The organism is Ravibacter arvi, assembly GCF_039540405.1.
Classification (GTDB): domain Bacteria; phylum Bacteroidota; class Bacteroidia; order Cytophagales; family Spirosomataceae; genus Ravibacter; species Ravibacter arvi.
The window spans coordinates 131,418-147,168 of record NZ_BAABEY010000024.1 but is presented as its reverse complement, the minus strand read 5'-3'; the positions used below and the strand labels follow the sequence as shown (position 1 = coordinate 147,168).

Sequence of the window (15,751 nt, the reverse complement as noted above, 5' to 3'; positions counted from 1 at the left end):
AAAACACCTGGCCGCCGTTTGGAAACCAGGTGCTTTACTACGCATACCATATTTTAGGTTGAAGTCACAGATTATCTCAGGGTTAAACAATAGGCACCAATAAAGGATTCTACAAGGGAAAAGGTTTTTAATGGCGAAAAGCTCCAACCAGACCTTTTCGAATATTTTAACAAAAAATCGACTTTACAGCATCCAAATTATCAAATACTAGGATTAATCAAGAACGGCATATAGTCTCCATCCCAGAAATTGTAAGATGATGGGATATTTGCCGGGAAATTCATCTTAGCAGTAACCGATCCCTCAATACACGATCCTGAGATTCCATGCGGGCTCCTTGCGGTAAAAACGAATGTTGCAGTTGTACCTATCGGACTTGAATTCATGGTACTAACAGGAATTTTCCATTCATACCCCTTATACTCATAGTAAAATCCACTATGGTGTTCACCCCATGTCTTGTATGTGGCTGTTCCCATGGAAGCTGAAACCGAGGACAGTATTATGCAGGAGTGCAATGGTTCATAGACATGGAATTTAAGAGAATCTGGAGTTGTCGCAGATGTTTTCGTAACTTTTAGTGTAATAGTCCTGGTGTACGACTGCGAACCTTTCAAATAATATTGACGGGATGTACCCGTGTCGTTATATTCAGCAGGGACATTGTGATTTGTCGTTTCCAATTCCCAAGAAAATCCGGGTCCCATCCGTGCCTCTCTATTTTTTTTGTTGGTAAGTTTATCCCCCTCAACTGAGGCTTTGGGAGATTCCAATTGATCTTTTTCGCAACCGAGAAACATCAATGAAGTTGAGAGAAGCAGAAGTACTAGAATGTGTTTCATGATATAAAGTTAGATATTGAGAAATAATACAGTATGCGTAATCGTTCAAATGTAGGATCCTTAATTATAATCTCAAAAAAATATTTATGAAATGTTACTAACCGGTAGTCAACTACTTCGATAGGAAAGTCAAAATACTATTAACATTTAGATAATCAAGATGAAGATAATTTACCAAATATCAACACTTATTGTGCTTTTCTTTTTCTCTTGTAAAGATGATCCTGTGGAGCCAATAAGTATTTCAGATCGTCGAAAAGCACTGGCTGCGATTGGATATAACGTCATTACACCTAGTTACGTTGACTTTCAAAATTCAGTCAACGGCCTCATTGCTGAAACCGCCGCGTTTGCCGATAATACCACTGATCATCGCAAGCTCAATAGGCTAAAAGAAGTGTGGCTTCAGTGCGCAATCTCCTGGAAAAGAATATCGTTGTTCGAGTCAAATCCCGCCAATTCTCAATTCATTTTCGACGGAATATACGGGACACCCGATACGCTAGAGGTAAAAAAAATCTTAAACAATATCGAGCAAAATATAGATAGCAGCTATATACAGGGCTTAAATCCAAATTGCAAGGGGATTCAGACATATGAATATCTCCTGTTTGGACAGTCAAAGGGCGACAATGCCACAATACTAGAGTTATTTGCCGATGAAATACATGGGAGGAGAAGGAGCGATTATCTTCTATCACTATCCAAGTCTCTGAAATATTATGCTGATAGAGGTATTTATAAATGGAGTGCTGGTGGTGAAGATTATGTAAATAAATTTATCCAAGCAGATGGGGCGGGCAGCGATGGGTCTATCAGTGTGCTCGTAAATCAGATGGAAAGACACATTTCGTTAATTAAGTCGGAAAGGGTCGGAAGACCTCTTGGAATTAACAATGGCGGCCAGCCGCAAGTAAATGCATTGGACGGTAAATGGAGCAACAAGTGTGCCGAACTTTTGCTCGGAGAGATGGATGCAATCCTTGCTGTGTATTTGGGGCATAAGGTCGGCTCAGTAAATTATACCGGCTTAAATTTATTAGTAAATATCGTAAGCGCGAATTCAAACAACCCTTCGTTATCTTCGGAAATAGAAAATCACATTGATAGCGTTTACTCAAAAACCCTATCGATTTCCACTCCTTTTGATCGGGCTTTATTTTCTGATCGTGAATCGGTGAATGAGCTTTATCAAGAACTAGAAACCCTGGAAGGCTTGATAAAGAATGATATGAAACAAGCGCTTGGGCTTTAATTTACTTATTCCCGGGTGACCCGACCTGTTCAATATTAAGCCAACAGTCATACCGAGCACAGCGTTGATGCACTTATTAAAATCCGGTCCAAACTCTGCCTGGAGCATAAGGAGGTTGGGACATGAACTTGATAACCTATCAAGCCCCAAAGAGATCGACAAGCAAACACTAGGTGTTTCTACAAAAGGAAATCTAAATTGTCTTTGAAATATGAGAACTTAAAAAGTGAGCCAAATGAGAAAGAGAAACCTGTATATATTTTTCTTCGTATTGTTCATTATATTCTCGAATACTACAGCAGTCGGTAACGTTTTTAAGATCTTTTTCGGAGGCATGTTTCCACCGACGTATGTGTTTGCAACCCAAGACTATAAGTTTTGTACTATGCAGTCGTCAATAGAATATGTAGTTCGTTCCGATGAATATAAATTTTTTAAGTTTAACAATTCGGATGCTAGTCACAAGCTCTATAGGTTATATCCAAAAAGAAACGTCTTACGATTTTGGATGTGGGGAGATTATTTATTCGACAGAAATTGGAGAACACCCTCGATAAAAGAACCGGAAAGACCGTACAAATGTGGTTCGGAAACCATTAAACAATAAATAATGAAGGCACACGGTAGCATATTACACCTGTGCTTTCATCTTTGTTTTGATAATAATCTCAGAGAGCCCCAAAAATCCCTTATACGAAAAAACGCTACCCTCTCCCCCTCCTCGTGGCCTACGCGCTACTCTCCGCTACCATGGTGCCGGCACAAAACGAAAAGCCCTTGAAGAGATCGAAAAAAGACCTGGAATTCATGCAACACATGGAAGGGGTTAGCGATAACGATCTATGGGTAATGCGGAAACGGATCAGTGAGAAGCGATAATCTCAGCTTGATACCGGATCCATATTTATTGGAGTGGGACTCTCTTCAGCGGTTGTTGGACTACTTTGAGACCTTGCAATACAATGAAGTAAAGCAGTTGCCGATAACTAACAAAAATACCTAACTACCTTATTACCAGGAATCTTTATATTCCACTACTCAAATCGGCTATGAATCCAATCACTCTGCTCTTGCTCCTTGTTGGCTTAGGAAAAAATACCGAATTGATTCCGCCTAAAGCCCCTGATCCGTATCCATGCGTCAAATTAGTAAAAGACATTAATCCGAACGGCGACGGTCTGCACTTCACGACAAGCTTCGGTACGGATTTCGATCTGCCGTTTCGATCGACCATAGAATTCAATGGGTCCATGTATTTTGGTGCCGCGAATGGATTGACCTCGGGTGTGCAACTTTGGAAAACCGATGGCACTGAAGCGGGAACCGTTAAAGTAAAAACACTTTACCCGCCCGCCAAACCCGGTCTCCCAGGCAGAGACGCCAATCAAAACGGGTTTCTTATTGTGGGTCAAACATTGTATTTCGTTGCGTCGAATTATACCAATGGGAGGGAACTCTGGAAAACCGATGGCACAACTGCCGGAACAGTACTCGTTAAAGATATTCAGCCAGACAATGCCGTACATGACCCGCCTACTTTTTGAGGAATGTCAATGGTACAATTCTGTTTGTATCTAATGACCAATCAGGCAACTATCACGAACTCTGGAAATCCGACGGCACGACGGCCGGGACGGTCATGATTAAAGAACTGATAGGGTTCATGGTCGGGAACTCTGGGTGACTGACGGTACAGCGGCTGGAACGAATTTGGTAAAAGACCTGAACCCGAACGGAGATGCGTTGCCGGTTCGATTGACTGTACTGGGCGATAAGCTTCTCTTTGGGGCTTTTGATGGAACACACGGCTGGGATTTTTTTTCCTATGGAATGTGCAACTATCATCCTGCAACACCTCCGGCAAGGCTGGCAGCCAATGAACCGGGAGCGTCAAACAGTTTTCAACTAAAGGTCCTGGGGAACCCCGCCCGACATACCCTTACTGCCGAAGTAAGTAACGCAACAGGACAATCCGTAATATTTCTACTGACCGATATTGAGGGCAGAATTCTTCATAAACGAACTGTTTATGTAAATCAGTCTTCTGAACGACAGGTGTTTGATGTGAGTCAGTCAGGTGTCTCCGTCCTAATTTTACGGGCGATGACTGACCGTGAAACGAGATCCGTCCGCATTGTCACGTCAAACTGATAGTTTCGAATTTGGCAACTGTAGTCATAGCGACTCGGAAGGAAGGCTTCGACCGATATTTTCTTAATAACCGCTGCTGGCGTGCTATTCGCATCAACGCGTCTATATTGAACAAGATCAAATACTTAGCAGCGTATCGGGTAGCGCCAGTTTCAGCAATTGCTCACTATACCAAGGTGGCAGGGAGAGTTTGACACAGTCTCAATTTAAAAAAAAACCCCATCAGCTTGTAACTCCTTTTTCCCTATTTTGCAACGCTACCTGCAATCCCAACGTGATGATTACTTTTACCTTCTAAGCTGACTCTATGAAACGCAGGAATATTTACTCTTCAATCGTTTTGACTTGTCTGCTGTTAGCTGCCTGCGATAAAGGCAGGGACATTGCGCCAGGCAACTATAATCGGGGCGATCTGGTTGAAACGCAAGAGCGGGGCACACTAACCAAAGATGAAATTGTCAGCCGCGTAACGGAGCTCTCTGCGGGCGATTTCGCGCAATATGGTGTGAGCTTTGAGACAGTGACCTATCGAACAGTTTACCTCGGCAGGCCTGTCGATAGCCGGGGCCTGCTGATACTGCCCCAGGGTGCCGAGAAAACCCGCCTGATCATGTATTGCCATGGTACGGAACTGCCTTCAGTCAGGCTGAACGTGGAAAAAATAACACCCTCTCTCTATGACGGCGGTACGAGTGATTTCCGGGATGTCCGCAATATGGGTCTCGCCTGGGCTACCGCAGGATATGCCGTCTTTATACCGGATTACATCGGCTTCGGGATTACACTTGGCAAGGATCATCCCTATGTGTACTACCCGGAAATGTTCCTGTCAAACATTGATGGGTTACTGGCCGTAAAAAAAGTTTTGCAGCAGAAACACCTGGATTATGACAATCGCCTGTTCCTGACCGGATGGTCGCAGGGAGCCGGCGCGGCCCTTTCAACACACAAGTACATACAGGAAAGTTATGCCGGCGACTTTTCAGTAATCGCTACTTCCGGGCTTTCCGGCCCCTACAATTTCAGCCGGTTTGCCGAAACGGTATTAAAAAAAAGGGATGAAAAGGTCGAAGCGTTACCCATATTCTCCTGGGGACTGTATGCTTTGAACAAATTCTCCGCATTGAAGCGTCCCACCGATCAGATTTATACTTACCAGGTGTACGACCAGTTTGCCTCCATCCTGACCCCTTCAAAAAAACCCGGCGAAGTGTTTAGCGAATACTTCTTAAACCGTTGGACAGACGGCTCCGATGTTGAATTGAAAAAGGCGCTGGCAGACAATTCTTTTCACCAGGGCTGGAAACCGACCGGGAAAATATTCCTGCACCACGGAGATGCCGACGAACTGGTACCTTCCTACAACACCGAAGACGCGTACCAAGGGCTGGCTGCTGCCGGGGGAAACGTAAAAAAGTATATCTATCCCGGCGGGGGGCACATAAGCGAGCTGGGCAAATTCATATCCAACACCTTAAATGAATTTAACCTCCTGAATTGATGCGGATATTTACCCTGCTCCTGTCGGCTATCCTGTTTCCACTCGCAATCAGCGCCCAGAATTCGATCCGGCCCAATATTTATCTGCAGGATATGCAGTACTACAATCCGGCTTCAGTAGCCATAGACAGTATGCAGTTCATGCGGGCTGCAATTTACACCAAGTACAAAGCCGTCGACAATGAAGCCGATATATGGAAAAAACCGGCAAATTTCTGGCTGAGCCATGCCGGGAGAATAGGAAAAAGCAATTCATTCTATACCCTGTCCTACGTAAGTGACGCCTACTCGTTTTTCAACCGGAATTCCGTTTATCTCGGGTACCTGCGCCGGAGCAGAATTGGCAAATCCTCGTTTGTGAGTTTCGGCGGACGCCTGGTGGGTAATTTTGACGCTATTCGCTGGGATAAGTTCAAGCTCCCGCACCGTCAAACCGGGACGACAAAGCAGTTTAATCCCGACCTGGATTTGGGTGTTACCTATGAACGCAAGGGGTTGAGGGCCGGCCTCGGGGTAAAAAACGTATTTGCCAATACCGGAGAAGCAGATGGCGCCACCCTGCTTAAAAACCACAGGGAATTCAATATCAATTTAAGCTACCAGCAGTATATAGGCAGACAGTTTTCGGTGACTCCGTTCGTGTTGCTGGCCAATGAGCGCAGGACTTTGATCGATACCGGACTTTCGTTTGCACTGGCCGACAAAATAAGGGCCTCTTACGCGCTGCGGGTCAATGAGTTGAAAAGCGTGATAACATTAGATGCCGAACTATACAAAGGATTTGGCGTTGGCGCTTCTTACGACAGGTCCTCCCTCGTATCCGACAAAAATTTTGACCTGATTATCTGGTACAGAAGGTAAGCGGCTTGCCGTTAAGGGTTCACGGAAGAGCCCTTCCATTTTTGCCAATAAAAAACCCGGGCGTTTTTCGCCCGGGTGCTTACAAGATTTCCAGGATCGTTAAGCCTTTTCAGTAGCTTCCTGAATGGCGTCTTTGGCGTCCTGCTTCGCCCGATAGGCGGTATCTTTCAGCCTTTGGGCAGCCTCAACTACCTTTTTCTTGCTGCTGTCAAGGGTATCCAACGCGTCATGCGACCAGCCTTCCGCTGTTTTCCTGATTTTTCTACGGGTCTTTACGCCCTCGTCAGGAGCGAATAAAAGGCCAATTACTGCTCCGGCTGCCGCCGCTGTTACAATCCCCCAAAAAACTCTGGTATTGATCATGATTCTAGTAAGTTTTATGTGCGTTTCGATAGTTAGTGCCGCGACATATTCGGTATTCTGCCGATTTCACGCGTATGCTTTTCTACATACTGTGGAAATGGCATCCCGCATGCCACTTGGATATACTCATACGTAATATACGAATAACGTGGCAAGATTATTTTAATGAATTGATGAATAATCTTAGCTACTCAATGAGAATTGTAATTATTGAAGATGAGGAGGAATTAGGTATTTTGATGGGTAACTATCTTAAAAAGAGAGTTTTGAACCATAATTCGGGGAGCGTCACAATCGCCAGGAATCTCAAAGACGGACTGAACTATATCAAAGACATCAAGCCGGAATGGGTAATTCTTGACAACAACCTTCCCGACGGGAAAGGCATACAGGCACTAGGCAATATCCGCCGCATCGCCCAAAAAGCCCAGATCCTGGTCATGAGCGCCATGACCAACCTGAAAGAAGAGGCGTTGCGAAACGGCGCCAACTACTTTCTTGATAAACCCATCAGTCTCACCGAGATCAGTAAAATCATCGGCAAAAGCCCCGAGAAGCAGTCCGCTCCATCTGACCACTCGTACTAAGTCCGAAGGAGTTGTCGTTTTTTGCCGCCCAGTTTCCCGGGAGACTACTACAAATAAGTTGGTAGACGAAGGCGCCGAACAATTATTTTTACAAAACAGTGACAAAGTTTACGGGATCGTCACCAGCCAAGTCTATTGTCAATCCTGCAACCAACCGCCCGAAGCGAGCGAAAATCTGCGAAATACCCGTAAAAAAGCCTTTTTCGAGGGTTGGAAATTACCTTTCCGGGAGAAACTTTCTCCAAATATTTTTTGTTCCTACATTGTCTTGAAAGATTAACTTGTTTTAAGCCTTTTTTTTATTGAATTTTACAGCCGGAAAACAAATCGTGACTTGATTTGCTTTCGATTCACCAAGAAGATACCGGCGACTCGCTGTCGCCGCACCGATAAAGTATAGTATGTATAGTTGGAGTCCGCCATGTGGTTTTACCGTATGGCGGCTTTGTTTTTCTCATACCCCCTGGCCTGGCCGTTTCGTACGCTACCATTGACAACAACAGATTTGGCACCGCTCCAACCGGAGGGTCATCCCGACCGTAGTGGAGGGATCTCCCGCTCCCAGTACCTAATCCCTTTCAGAGGACTTTTTATAGCAACAGGAGATCCTTCAGTTCCACTGCGTTCCATTCAGGATGACCATCCGGCAGATGGCGTTACCATCGAGTACAACAGGTTTGGCGCCGCTCCAACCTCCGGGTCATCCCGCAGTGGAGGGATCTCCCGGTCCCCGGACCAATCCCTTTCAGAGGACTTTTTTACAGCAACAGGAGATCCTTCGACTCCGCTGCGCTCCGCTCAGGATGACCGTCCGGGTGGTAGCCTCCGGCTACCATTGACTTCCATTGACAACATCTATTTGTCATCTCCGCTACAAGGTGTTTTCGCAAAAAACTTTTTCTCAGGAAGACGCCCTTACAATCAACCGGTGGGACAACACAACGGTATCCGTTTCTGCCCCTCCCTGACCGTTGAGTTGACGGATTAAAGCCGTAAGCGCGGTTTCGCCCATTAATTCACCCTGGTATTGGATGGTCGTCAGTTGCGGTTCCACGAAACCCGCAATCGGATCGTCGTTGAATCCCACCACCCGGGCGGTAGCAGGCATCGGGTGTCCCCTTTCCTTCATAGACTGGATAAACCCGATCGCACAAAGGTCGTTCGCGATAAAAAGCCCTTCAGGCATATCCGCCATTCCGATGATCCGGTCGGCAACCGCCGCGCCCGCCTGCACGCTGAGATCGTTGCTGAGAAGCAGCTCTTCCGAAAATACAAGGCCTGCTTCCCCAAGCGCGCATAAGTAACCCCTGAACCGCTCGGCATATACATTTCGTTTCAAGTTTCCCGTCACATGCATGACGCGCGAACAAGTCGCCAGCAAATGCCGCGTCGCCTCCCGGCCAGCCTCAAAATTATCTATTATCACCCGGGCAGCCCCGAATTGAGGTTCGGGAACCCGGTCAAAAAACACCAGCGGAATATTGTACCGCCGGAATTTTTCAAGATGCCCCAGGTCGTCCGTGTCGTAGGCCAATGAAACCAGGAGGCCGTCTACCCGGCTGTTGAACATGGTCGCAGCCGCCGCAATCTCTTTTTGTGACGACTCGAGCGACTGCGCAATCAACAGGTTATACCCTGCATCATTCGCAACCCTTTCCATTCCCGCCAGAACCGCCGACATGAAGCTGCTGTTGAGCCTGGGCACAATAACGCCCAGGATATTGGTACGTTTCCGCCTGAGGTTGCTCGCGAAAGCATTTCTCCGGTACCCCATTTCCTCAGCCTTCAACCTGACCAGCCCCTTTGTCGCGGAATGAATAGCGGGATGGTCTTTTAACGCGCGGCTAACGGTTGCCGCGGACAAACCGAGTGCCGCCGCGATGTCATAAATGGTAACGTCTTTCTCCATGTAGTGAACAGTACCACCAAAACTAGTAAACCCCCACCATATAATAATGGTATTTTTGATAGAAAAAACTTTAATGCAATCGGTTGCAATTTCAAAATCGTCTGTCAATATTTGTGCAAATGATTATTACTGCTTTTCGTCAATGAAACACACCATGCGCTGGTTCGGACCGAATGACCCGGTATCGCTGATGAACATCCGGCAAGCCGGATGCACTGGCGTGGTAACCGCATTGCACCAGATCCCGGTCGGCGACGTCTGGGACCTGCCCGCTATACGGGCACGGAAGGCAGCCGTGGAAGCTGATAATTCCGGCGTGCGCCCCCTCACCTGGGAAGTGGTGGAAAGTCTTCCCGTCCACGAAGCGATCAAAAAAGGACTGCCCGAAAAGGGAAAGCTGATCGGGCAATACATCCGGTCAATGCAGAACCTGGCCCATTCCGGAATCCGGACCGTCTGCTATAATTTTATGCCGGTCCTGGACTGGTCAAGGACAGACCTCAACTATCCGCTGCCTGACGGAGCCACTACCCTCCGGTATGTCTGGGAGGATTTTGCATGCTTTGACCTTTTTATCCTGAAACGGGAAGGAGCCGAAACTGCCTATTCCGAAGCCGTCCGAGCGGGCGCCTATCAGAAATGGAAACACGCCACACAACACGAAATCAGCCGGCTCACTGACACCGTGCTTCTTGGATTACCTGGTTCCGGAGAAAAATTTGAGCTCGGACAGTTCAAAGAAATGCTCGCAGAATATGCCGATATCGGGGAAGAGGGCCTGAGCGCAAACCTGGAAGCGTTCCTGCGCGAGATAGGCCCCGCCGCCGAGGAAGCGGGGATCAACCTGTGTATCCATCCTGACGACCCGCCCCGTCCGTTACTCGGGCTTCCCAGGATAGTGAGCACAGCTGCTGACATCTGCCGGCTTCTGGCGGCATACCCGGCCGATAACAATGGCCTGACCTTCTGTACGGGTTCGCTGGGCGTAAGGGAGGATAATGCGCTTCCTGACATCTTCAGGAGCTTTGCTGACCGTATTCACTTTATTCACCTCCGAAGCACACGCAGGGAAAACAATTCTTTCGACTTTCATGAAGCTCCTCACCTCGAAGGCGATGTGGACATGTACGCCGTGATACAGGCGATCAGGACAGAAGAAAGGAGACGCCATGCAACCGGCCATGAATGTCCTGAAATACCCATGCGCCCGGACCACGGCTTCCGGATGCTGGACGATCTGGACAAAGATACTTACCCCGGTTATTCCGCTATTGGCAGGCTCAAAGGCCTCGCCGAGCTACGCGGTCTTGAGCATGCCATTGAACGAAATTTCTTATCTCACCCATAACCTTCAGATAATGCCCGGGAACAGTCCTCTTGACGTATTTTCGCTAACAGGCCGGATTGCGCTGATAACCGGTGGCGGAAGCGGTATCGGCTTCCATATCGCACAATGTATGGCATCCTCCGGCGCGACGGTGATCATTACCGGCAGACGGGAAGAAGTGCTGAAGGAAGCGGTTGCTAAAATCGGCGACCGGGCCGCGTATGTCGTAAATGACATCACCCGCACCGGCGAACTATCCGACCTTGTAAGCGGGATAGAATCTTCAGTGGGCCCGATTGATATTCTGGTAAACAACGCCGGTATCAATATGAAAAAACCTACTCTCCTGGTCACCGACGAGGAGTTTTCAAAAATTTTGCAAACCAACCTCCAGGCTGTCTTCTCGCTAACCCGCGAGTGTGCGAAGCGAATGGTAGAAAGGAAACGGGGCTCCATTATCATGATCTCGTCGATGGCTTCTCTCTATGGAATTGACCGCGTCATTGCCTATTCCGCCTCCAAAGCAGCGGTAGACGGAATGGTACGGGCGCTCGCTACCGAACTTTCTCCGTCGCAGGTACGCGTAAATGCGGTTGCCCCGGGGTTCATCGAAACGCCCATGATGCTGAAAGCGATGAATGACGACCCCTCCAGGCGGGACAAAGCAATGGACCGTACGCCCATGGGTTCCTGGGGAAAGGCCGAAAATATCGGCTGGGCCGCTGTTTTCCTGGCTTCGGAAGCCGCCGGCTTCATCACCGGAGTGACCCTGCCTGTCGACGGGGGAAACTCCATCGGCTTTTAATCTTTCTTTCCTTTTTAATATGATTTTCATGAAAGCGTCTCCGCCCGCATTACTGATACGCCGCGCCGCCCTGATCATCCTGGTGCTTTCGGGGATTTTCCCGGCCAAAAGCTTTGCCCGGAAAAAAACAAACTGGAAAAACATCAGCATTCTTTTTTATACCAAAAACGGGAAAGGCTATGTGCACGACAATATTCCGAACTCTATCCTGGCCATCCGGGCGTTAAGCGCCGAATACGGCTTTAAAGTCGATGCCACGGAAGATCCGTCCGTTTTTTCGGATGACAACCTGAAACAATACGATGCGATCGTATTTTCCAACACCAACAACGACGTTTTCGATACGGAAGCCCAGCGGGTCGCCTTCATGCGCTACATCCAGGCCGGCGGCGGGTTTGTCGGTATTCATTCCGCCTCCGGGACCGAGCGCAAATGGAGGTGGTTCAAACAGCTGTTGGGTGCTACTTTTTACTGGCACGACAAATTTCAGCCTTTCGACGTAATTGTGCTGGACGAAGCACATCCGTCGCTAAAGCATCTTCCCAACCGATGGAACCGCGCCAAAGGCGATGAATTTTACTTCCTCAAGGAAATGGGCGTCAATTTGCGCATCCTGGCGGTCAACGACGTCTCAACGCTGAAAGGTGAAGACCCGAAGCGCCTGGACACCTTCGGCGAGGTATTCCCGTCGGTATGGTGCCAGGAATTTGACGGGGGAAGGTCGTGGTACACCTCTCTCGGGCATGATAAGAACGATTATTTCGACCCCGACTTCAGGATACACATTCTCGGTGGAATTGAATGGGTGGTTGGCGGCGCCCGGGATCGAGATTATAAAAAAGCCTATGCAAAGACTTCCCGCGACGGGGCAAAAAATACCACCGGTAAGTAAACAGAAACCAATGCTAAAGAAATGGAAACTAACCAGGAAACCAGGCGATCTTTTTTAAAGAAAACGGCGGCTGCCACCATGGTAGCGGCTTTCCCCACCATCGTACCGGCATCGGTATTCGGAAAAAGCGCACCCAGCAACCGGATCAACATCGGCCAGATCGGCTTCGGCCGTATCGGCAGATCCCATGACCTGCCGGAGATTCTGAAGGTGGATTTCGCTCAGGTAATCGCCGTTGCCGATGTCGACCGGAAACGCGCCGCCATGGGAAAGGAATGGATTGAGTCCCAATACGCCCAAAAAACCGGCAAAAAGAATTACGTTGACGTTAAAACCTACGCAGACTACCACGAACTGATCGGTAGCAAGGAGATTGACGCAGTGGTAATCAGCACTCCTGATCACTGGCATGCGCAACCCGCAATGGAAGCTGCTATCGCCGGAAAACATATCTACCTGCAGAAACCCACCTCGCTCACCATACGTGAAGGCCGCCAGATGAGCGATGCCGTGCAGAAATCCGGTGTTGTTTTTCAGCTTGGGAGCCAGCAAAGGTCAGCTCACCCGTGGCCACAATTTAAGAGGACCTGCGAACTGGTCAGGAATGGCCGCATCGGCGTCCTGAAAAGCGTTAAGGTAGGGCTTCCCGGAGACCCCGCCGGAGGAAATCCTGCCCAAATGCAGGTTCCTGAAAACCTGGACTACGATTTCTGGCTCGGCTCAACGCCGGAGGTTTATTATACGCTCGATCGCGTACATTCGCACGTTAACCTTGACGACCGTCCCGGGTGGCTGCGTTGCGAACAATTTGGCGCGGGGATGATCACCGGCTGGGGTTCGCACCATATTGACATCGCTCATTGGGGAATGAACACCGAACTCACCGGCCCGATCGAAGTTGAAGGCAGGGCTTCGTTTCCGACCTCGGGGCTATGGAATGTCCACGGCGACTTCAATGTCTCTGCCCGCTATGCCAACGGGGTTGTAATGGAGATTGGCGGCGACAATCCCAACGGGGTTCGTTTTGAAGGAAGCGAAGGATGGATTTTTGTTTCCCGCGGGAATGTAGGCGTGACGGCCTCCGACCCCACTGCTGCTGCAAAGAGCGGCGAAAAAAACGAAGCCTTCTACGCCAGCGACCCGAAAATTCTGGGTTCTGTCATAGGCAAGAATGAAACCCGTTTATACGAGAGTCCCGAACAGCACCGCAACTGGCTTGAATCCATCCGCGACAAAAAGGACACGATCAGCCCGGCGGAAATCGCGCATCGTTCGTGTTCAGCTTGCCTGATAGCGCATACGGCCATGAAACTGCAGCGCAAGCTGCGATGGGACCCGGACAAAGAAGAGTTTATCAACGACCCCGAAGCCAACACTACTCTGTCCCGACCGCAAAGAGGCAGGTATGGTACGGAAAAGGTCCGGTCGTGACCGAAGCTCCGGTGAATGATCCGGCACAGCTGCAGAGTCGGTCAATTTGATTATCTTGTCCGGGAGAAAGCCGGCATTTCCCGTCTTTTTTTAACCGTTTATGCCGGGGACTCGCTCCTTGAAAATCTGGTCAGGGAACCGGCGGGGCGGTAAACCGACTGTCCCCTAACGCTCAAACAAAATGATGGTTACCAACAATAGCATAAAAGTACTGAAGGCGCTCTTCACCTGGGTGGGGAGTGCTTTTTTTTGTATTTCGCCCGGCATGCTCTTTGCCCAGGCGAAAACGGGCCGGCCCAATATTGTCGTTTTCCTGGTTGACGATATGGGGTGGCAGGACACCTCGGTTCCCTTCTGGTCTCGGAAAACCGAACTCAACAAACGCTACCGTACGCCTCATATGGAGCAGTTGGCCAGAGAAGGCCTGAAATTTACCAACGGTTATGCCTTTCCGGTGTGTACCCCTTCCCGCGTCAGCCTGATCACCGGCGTAAACCCGGCACGGCACCACATTACGCACTGGACTTCTCCCAACCCGGACACCAATACCGATTATGCTGACACCACGCTCAATTTCGTTCCCTGGAATATACAGGGAATGAGCCCGGTCGCCGACATCCCCAATACCTACCATGCTACCGCCCTACCCGCTTTACTAAAAAATGAAGGGTATTTTACCGTGCTGAGTGGCAAAGCCCATTTCGGTTCCGGCGGTACACCGGGGGCCGACCCAATCAACCTTGGGTTCGACGTCAACATCGCAGGCAGCTCCATTGGGCATCCGGCAAGTTACTATGGCGAACAGAACTATGATAAGCCGGTGAATGGCAAGCCGAACCGGAACGCAGTACCCGGTCTGGAAGCCTATCATGGAACCTCAACTTTCCTGACGGATGCCATTACCACAGAGGCGCTGAAAGCACTGGAAGCTCCCATTCAAAAAAAGCAGCCTTTTTTCCTGTATCTTTCACACTATGCCGTTCACACGCCAATCACGCCGGATCCCAGGTATGTAGACCGCTATCTCAAAGCCGGGCTCGACACCATAGAGGCCAATTACGCATCGCTGGTAGAGGGAATGGACAAAAGCCTGGGCGACCTGATGACATTTCTCAAAACAAAAAAAATAAGCGGAGAAACGGTCATTTTCTTCGTTTCGGACAACGGAGGTCTCAGCACTCCGCCACTCAGGGGGGGGAAAGGCTACACCCACAACCTACCGCTAAGAGCCGGTAAAGGGTCGGTTTATGAGGGTGGAATCAGGGTTCCGTTGCTTGTCAAATGGCCGGGTATTGCGCCCGCAGGAAAGGAAACCTCCACGCCCGTTATTATTGAAGACCTGTTCCCGACCATTCTCGAAATAGCTCAGGTCAGGAACCCCAAATTTATCCAGCCGCTCGACGGCCGTTCTTTTACCGCTACCCTGCGTAAACCTGACGTGCATGATGGTTCCAGGGAATTCCTGTGGCACCATCCGCACCGTTGGATCCCGGCCGAAGGACCGAATATTCACTGGTCAAGCGCTTTCAGAAAAGGCGACTGGAAACTGGTCTACGACTACCGCGCCAGGAAGCTTGAACTGTATAACCTGAGAGAGGACATTGGAGAAAATCATAACCTCGCCGCCAGGCACCCCGAAAAAACCAGGGAGCTCGCCGTTCAGTTTACGCGCCGTCTGAAGGAAATGGGAGCGCAAAGACCAGTCTGGAAATCCACCGGCCAACCTGTCTCCTGGCCGGACGAGCTTCCCGGTGGTGCTGCCGGGAAATAAGCGTTCTGCAGGCTGGCCGGCACTGACCGGAAACGGTAAACCTTCTGCGAGTATATT

General features: G+C 49.1%; 13 protein-coding genes. 10 read left to right on the top strand and 3 right to left on the bottom strand.

The genetic code is table 11. The features are described from left to right. Positions 1-200 precede the first annotated feature (200 nt). On the bottom strand, positions 201-842 hold the full coding sequence (locus ABD852_RS12815; protein WP_345029484.1) for a hypothetical protein: 642 nt from the start codon (positions 840-842) through the stop codon (positions 201-203). Between the two features lie 160 nt (positions 843-1,002). Here ABD852_RS12815 and ABD852_RS12810 point away from each other — a divergent pair, with 160 nt between their 5' ends. The 4 genes from ABD852_RS12810 (at position 1,003) to ABD852_RS12795 (ending at position 6,609) form a co-directional block, all read left to right on the top strand. After that, on the top strand, positions 1,003-2,097 hold the full coding sequence (locus ABD852_RS12810; protein WP_345029481.1) for an imelysin family protein: 1,095 nt from the start codon (positions 1,003-1,005) through the stop codon (positions 2,095-2,097). Between the two features lie 1,049 nt (positions 2,098-3,146). After that, positions 3,147-3,641 (top strand): ELWxxDGT repeat protein, encoded by a 495-nt coding sequence (locus ABD852_RS12805; protein WP_345029479.1) that lies wholly within the window; start codon positions 3,147-3,149, stop codon positions 3,639-3,641. Between the two features lie 914 nt (positions 3,642-4,555). After that, on the top strand, positions 4,556-5,749 hold the full coding sequence (locus ABD852_RS12800) for an alpha/beta hydrolase family protein (RefSeq protein ID WP_345029477.1): 1,194 nt from the start codon (positions 4,556-4,558) through the stop codon (positions 5,747-5,749). Continuing rightward, complete coding sequence (locus ABD852_RS12795) at positions 5,749-6,609, top strand: type IX secretion system membrane protein PorP/SprF (protein ID WP_345029475.1); 861 nt, start codon at positions 5,749-5,751, stop codon at positions 6,607-6,609. The genes ABD852_RS12800 and ABD852_RS12795 overlap by 1 nt, the downstream gene beginning before the upstream one ends. A 99-nt stretch (positions 6,610-6,708) precedes the next feature. Here the strand turns inward: ABD852_RS12795 and ABD852_RS12790 are convergent, their stop codons facing one another. Continuing rightward, positions 6,709-6,972 carry a YtxH domain-containing protein gene (locus tag ABD852_RS12790; RefSeq protein WP_345029473.1) on the bottom strand — a complete coding sequence of 88 codons (264 nt, stop codon included), beginning with the start codon at positions 6,970-6,972 and terminating at the stop codon, positions 6,709-6,711. A 194-nt stretch (positions 6,973-7,166) separates the two neighbouring features. Between ABD852_RS12790 and ABD852_RS12785 the strand changes: the two genes are divergently transcribed. Further along, on the top strand, positions 7,167-7,559 hold the full coding sequence (locus ABD852_RS12785) for a response regulator (protein WP_345029472.1): 393 nt from the start codon (positions 7,167-7,169) through the stop codon (positions 7,557-7,559). 901 nt (positions 7,560-8,460) lie between these two features. Here the strand turns inward: ABD852_RS12785 and ABD852_RS12780 are convergent. Further along, positions 8,461-9,468, bottom strand: a complete 1,008-nt coding sequence (locus ABD852_RS12780; RefSeq protein WP_345029471.1) for a LacI family DNA-binding transcriptional regulator — start codon at positions 9,466-9,468, stop codon at positions 8,461-8,463. A 142-nt stretch (positions 9,469-9,610) separates the two neighbouring features. Here ABD852_RS12780 and uxuA point away from each other — a divergent pair, with 142 nt between their 5' ends. The 5 genes from uxuA (at position 9,611) to ABD852_RS12755 (ending at position 15,694) form a co-directional block, all read left to right on the top strand. Next, positions 9,611-10,816, top strand: coding sequence for a mannonate dehydratase (uxuA, locus tag ABD852_RS12775; RefSeq protein WP_345029470.1), 1,206 nt, complete (start codon positions 9,611-9,613; stop codon positions 10,814-10,816). Positions 10,817-10,826: 10 nt separating this feature from the next. Further along, positions 10,827-11,600, top strand: a complete 774-nt coding sequence (locus ABD852_RS12770; RefSeq protein ID WP_345029467.1) for an SDR family NAD(P)-dependent oxidoreductase — start codon at positions 10,827-10,829, stop codon at positions 11,598-11,600. Between the two features lie 28 nt (positions 11,601-11,628). Beyond that, positions 11,629-12,492: a ThuA domain-containing protein gene (locus ABD852_RS12765; protein ID WP_345029464.1), complete on the top strand. Its 864-nt coding sequence runs from the start codon at positions 11,629-11,631 to the stop codon at positions 12,490-12,492. Between the two features lie 21 nt (positions 12,493-12,513). Beyond that, the gene (locus tag ABD852_RS12760) at positions 12,514-13,923 is read left to right on the top strand and encodes a Gfo/Idh/MocA family protein (protein WP_345029462.1); all 1,410 of its coding nucleotides are present in this window, start codon (positions 12,514-12,516) and stop codon (positions 13,921-13,923) included. A gap of 181 nt (positions 13,924-14,104) precedes the next feature. Then, positions 14,105-15,694, top strand: coding sequence for a sulfatase (locus ABD852_RS12755; protein ID WP_345029460.1), 1,590 nt, complete (start codon positions 14,105-14,107; stop codon positions 15,692-15,694). The last annotated feature ends 57 nt before the right edge of the window (positions 15,695-15,751 follow it).

What these genes read in the sequence shown, in the direction of transcription:
- ABD852_RS12815 (WP_345029484.1), bottom strand. Translation starts at nt 842, where the DNA reads ATGAAACACATTCTAGTACTTCTGCTTCTCTCAACTTCATTGATGTTT.
- ABD852_RS12810 (WP_345029481.1), top strand. Translation starts at nt 1,003, where the DNA reads ATGAAGATAATTTACCAAATATCAACACTTATTGTGCTTTTCTTTTTC.
- ABD852_RS12805 (WP_345029479.1), top strand. Translation starts at nt 3,147, where the DNA reads ATGAATCCAATCACTCTGCTCTTGCTCCTTGTTGGCTTAGGAAAAAAT.
- ABD852_RS12800 (WP_345029477.1), top strand. Translation starts at nt 4,556, where the DNA reads ATGAAACGCAGGAATATTTACTCTTCAATCGTTTTGACTTGTCTGCTG.
- ABD852_RS12795 (WP_345029475.1), top strand. Translation starts at nt 5,749, where the DNA reads ATGCGGATATTTACCCTGCTCCTGTCGGCTATCCTGTTTCCACTCGCA.
- ABD852_RS12790 (WP_345029473.1), bottom strand. Translation starts at nt 6,972, where the DNA reads ATGATCAATACCAGAGTTTTTTGGGGGATTGTAACAGCGGCGGCAGCC.
- ABD852_RS12785 (WP_345029472.1), top strand. Translation starts at nt 7,167, where the DNA reads ATGAGAATTGTAATTATTGAAGATGAGGAGGAATTAGGTATTTTGATG.
- ABD852_RS12780 (WP_345029471.1), bottom strand. Translation starts at nt 9,468, where the DNA reads ATGGAGAAAGACGTTACCATTTATGACATCGCGGCGGCACTCGGTTTG.
- uxuA (WP_345029470.1), top strand. Translation starts at nt 9,611, where the DNA reads ATGAAACACACCATGCGCTGGTTCGGACCGAATGACCCGGTATCGCTG.
- ABD852_RS12770 (WP_345029467.1), top strand. Translation starts at nt 10,827, where the DNA reads ATGCCCGGGAACAGTCCTCTTGACGTATTTTCGCTAACAGGCCGGATT.
- ABD852_RS12765 (WP_345029464.1), top strand. Translation starts at nt 11,629, where the DNA reads ATGAAAGCGTCTCCGCCCGCATTACTGATACGCCGCGCCGCCCTGATC.
- ABD852_RS12760 (WP_345029462.1), top strand. Translation starts at nt 12,514, where the DNA reads ATGGAAACTAACCAGGAAACCAGGCGATCTTTTTTAAAGAAAACGGCG.
- ABD852_RS12755 (WP_345029460.1), top strand. Translation starts at nt 14,105, where the DNA reads ATGATGGTTACCAACAATAGCATAAAAGTACTGAAGGCGCTCTTCACC.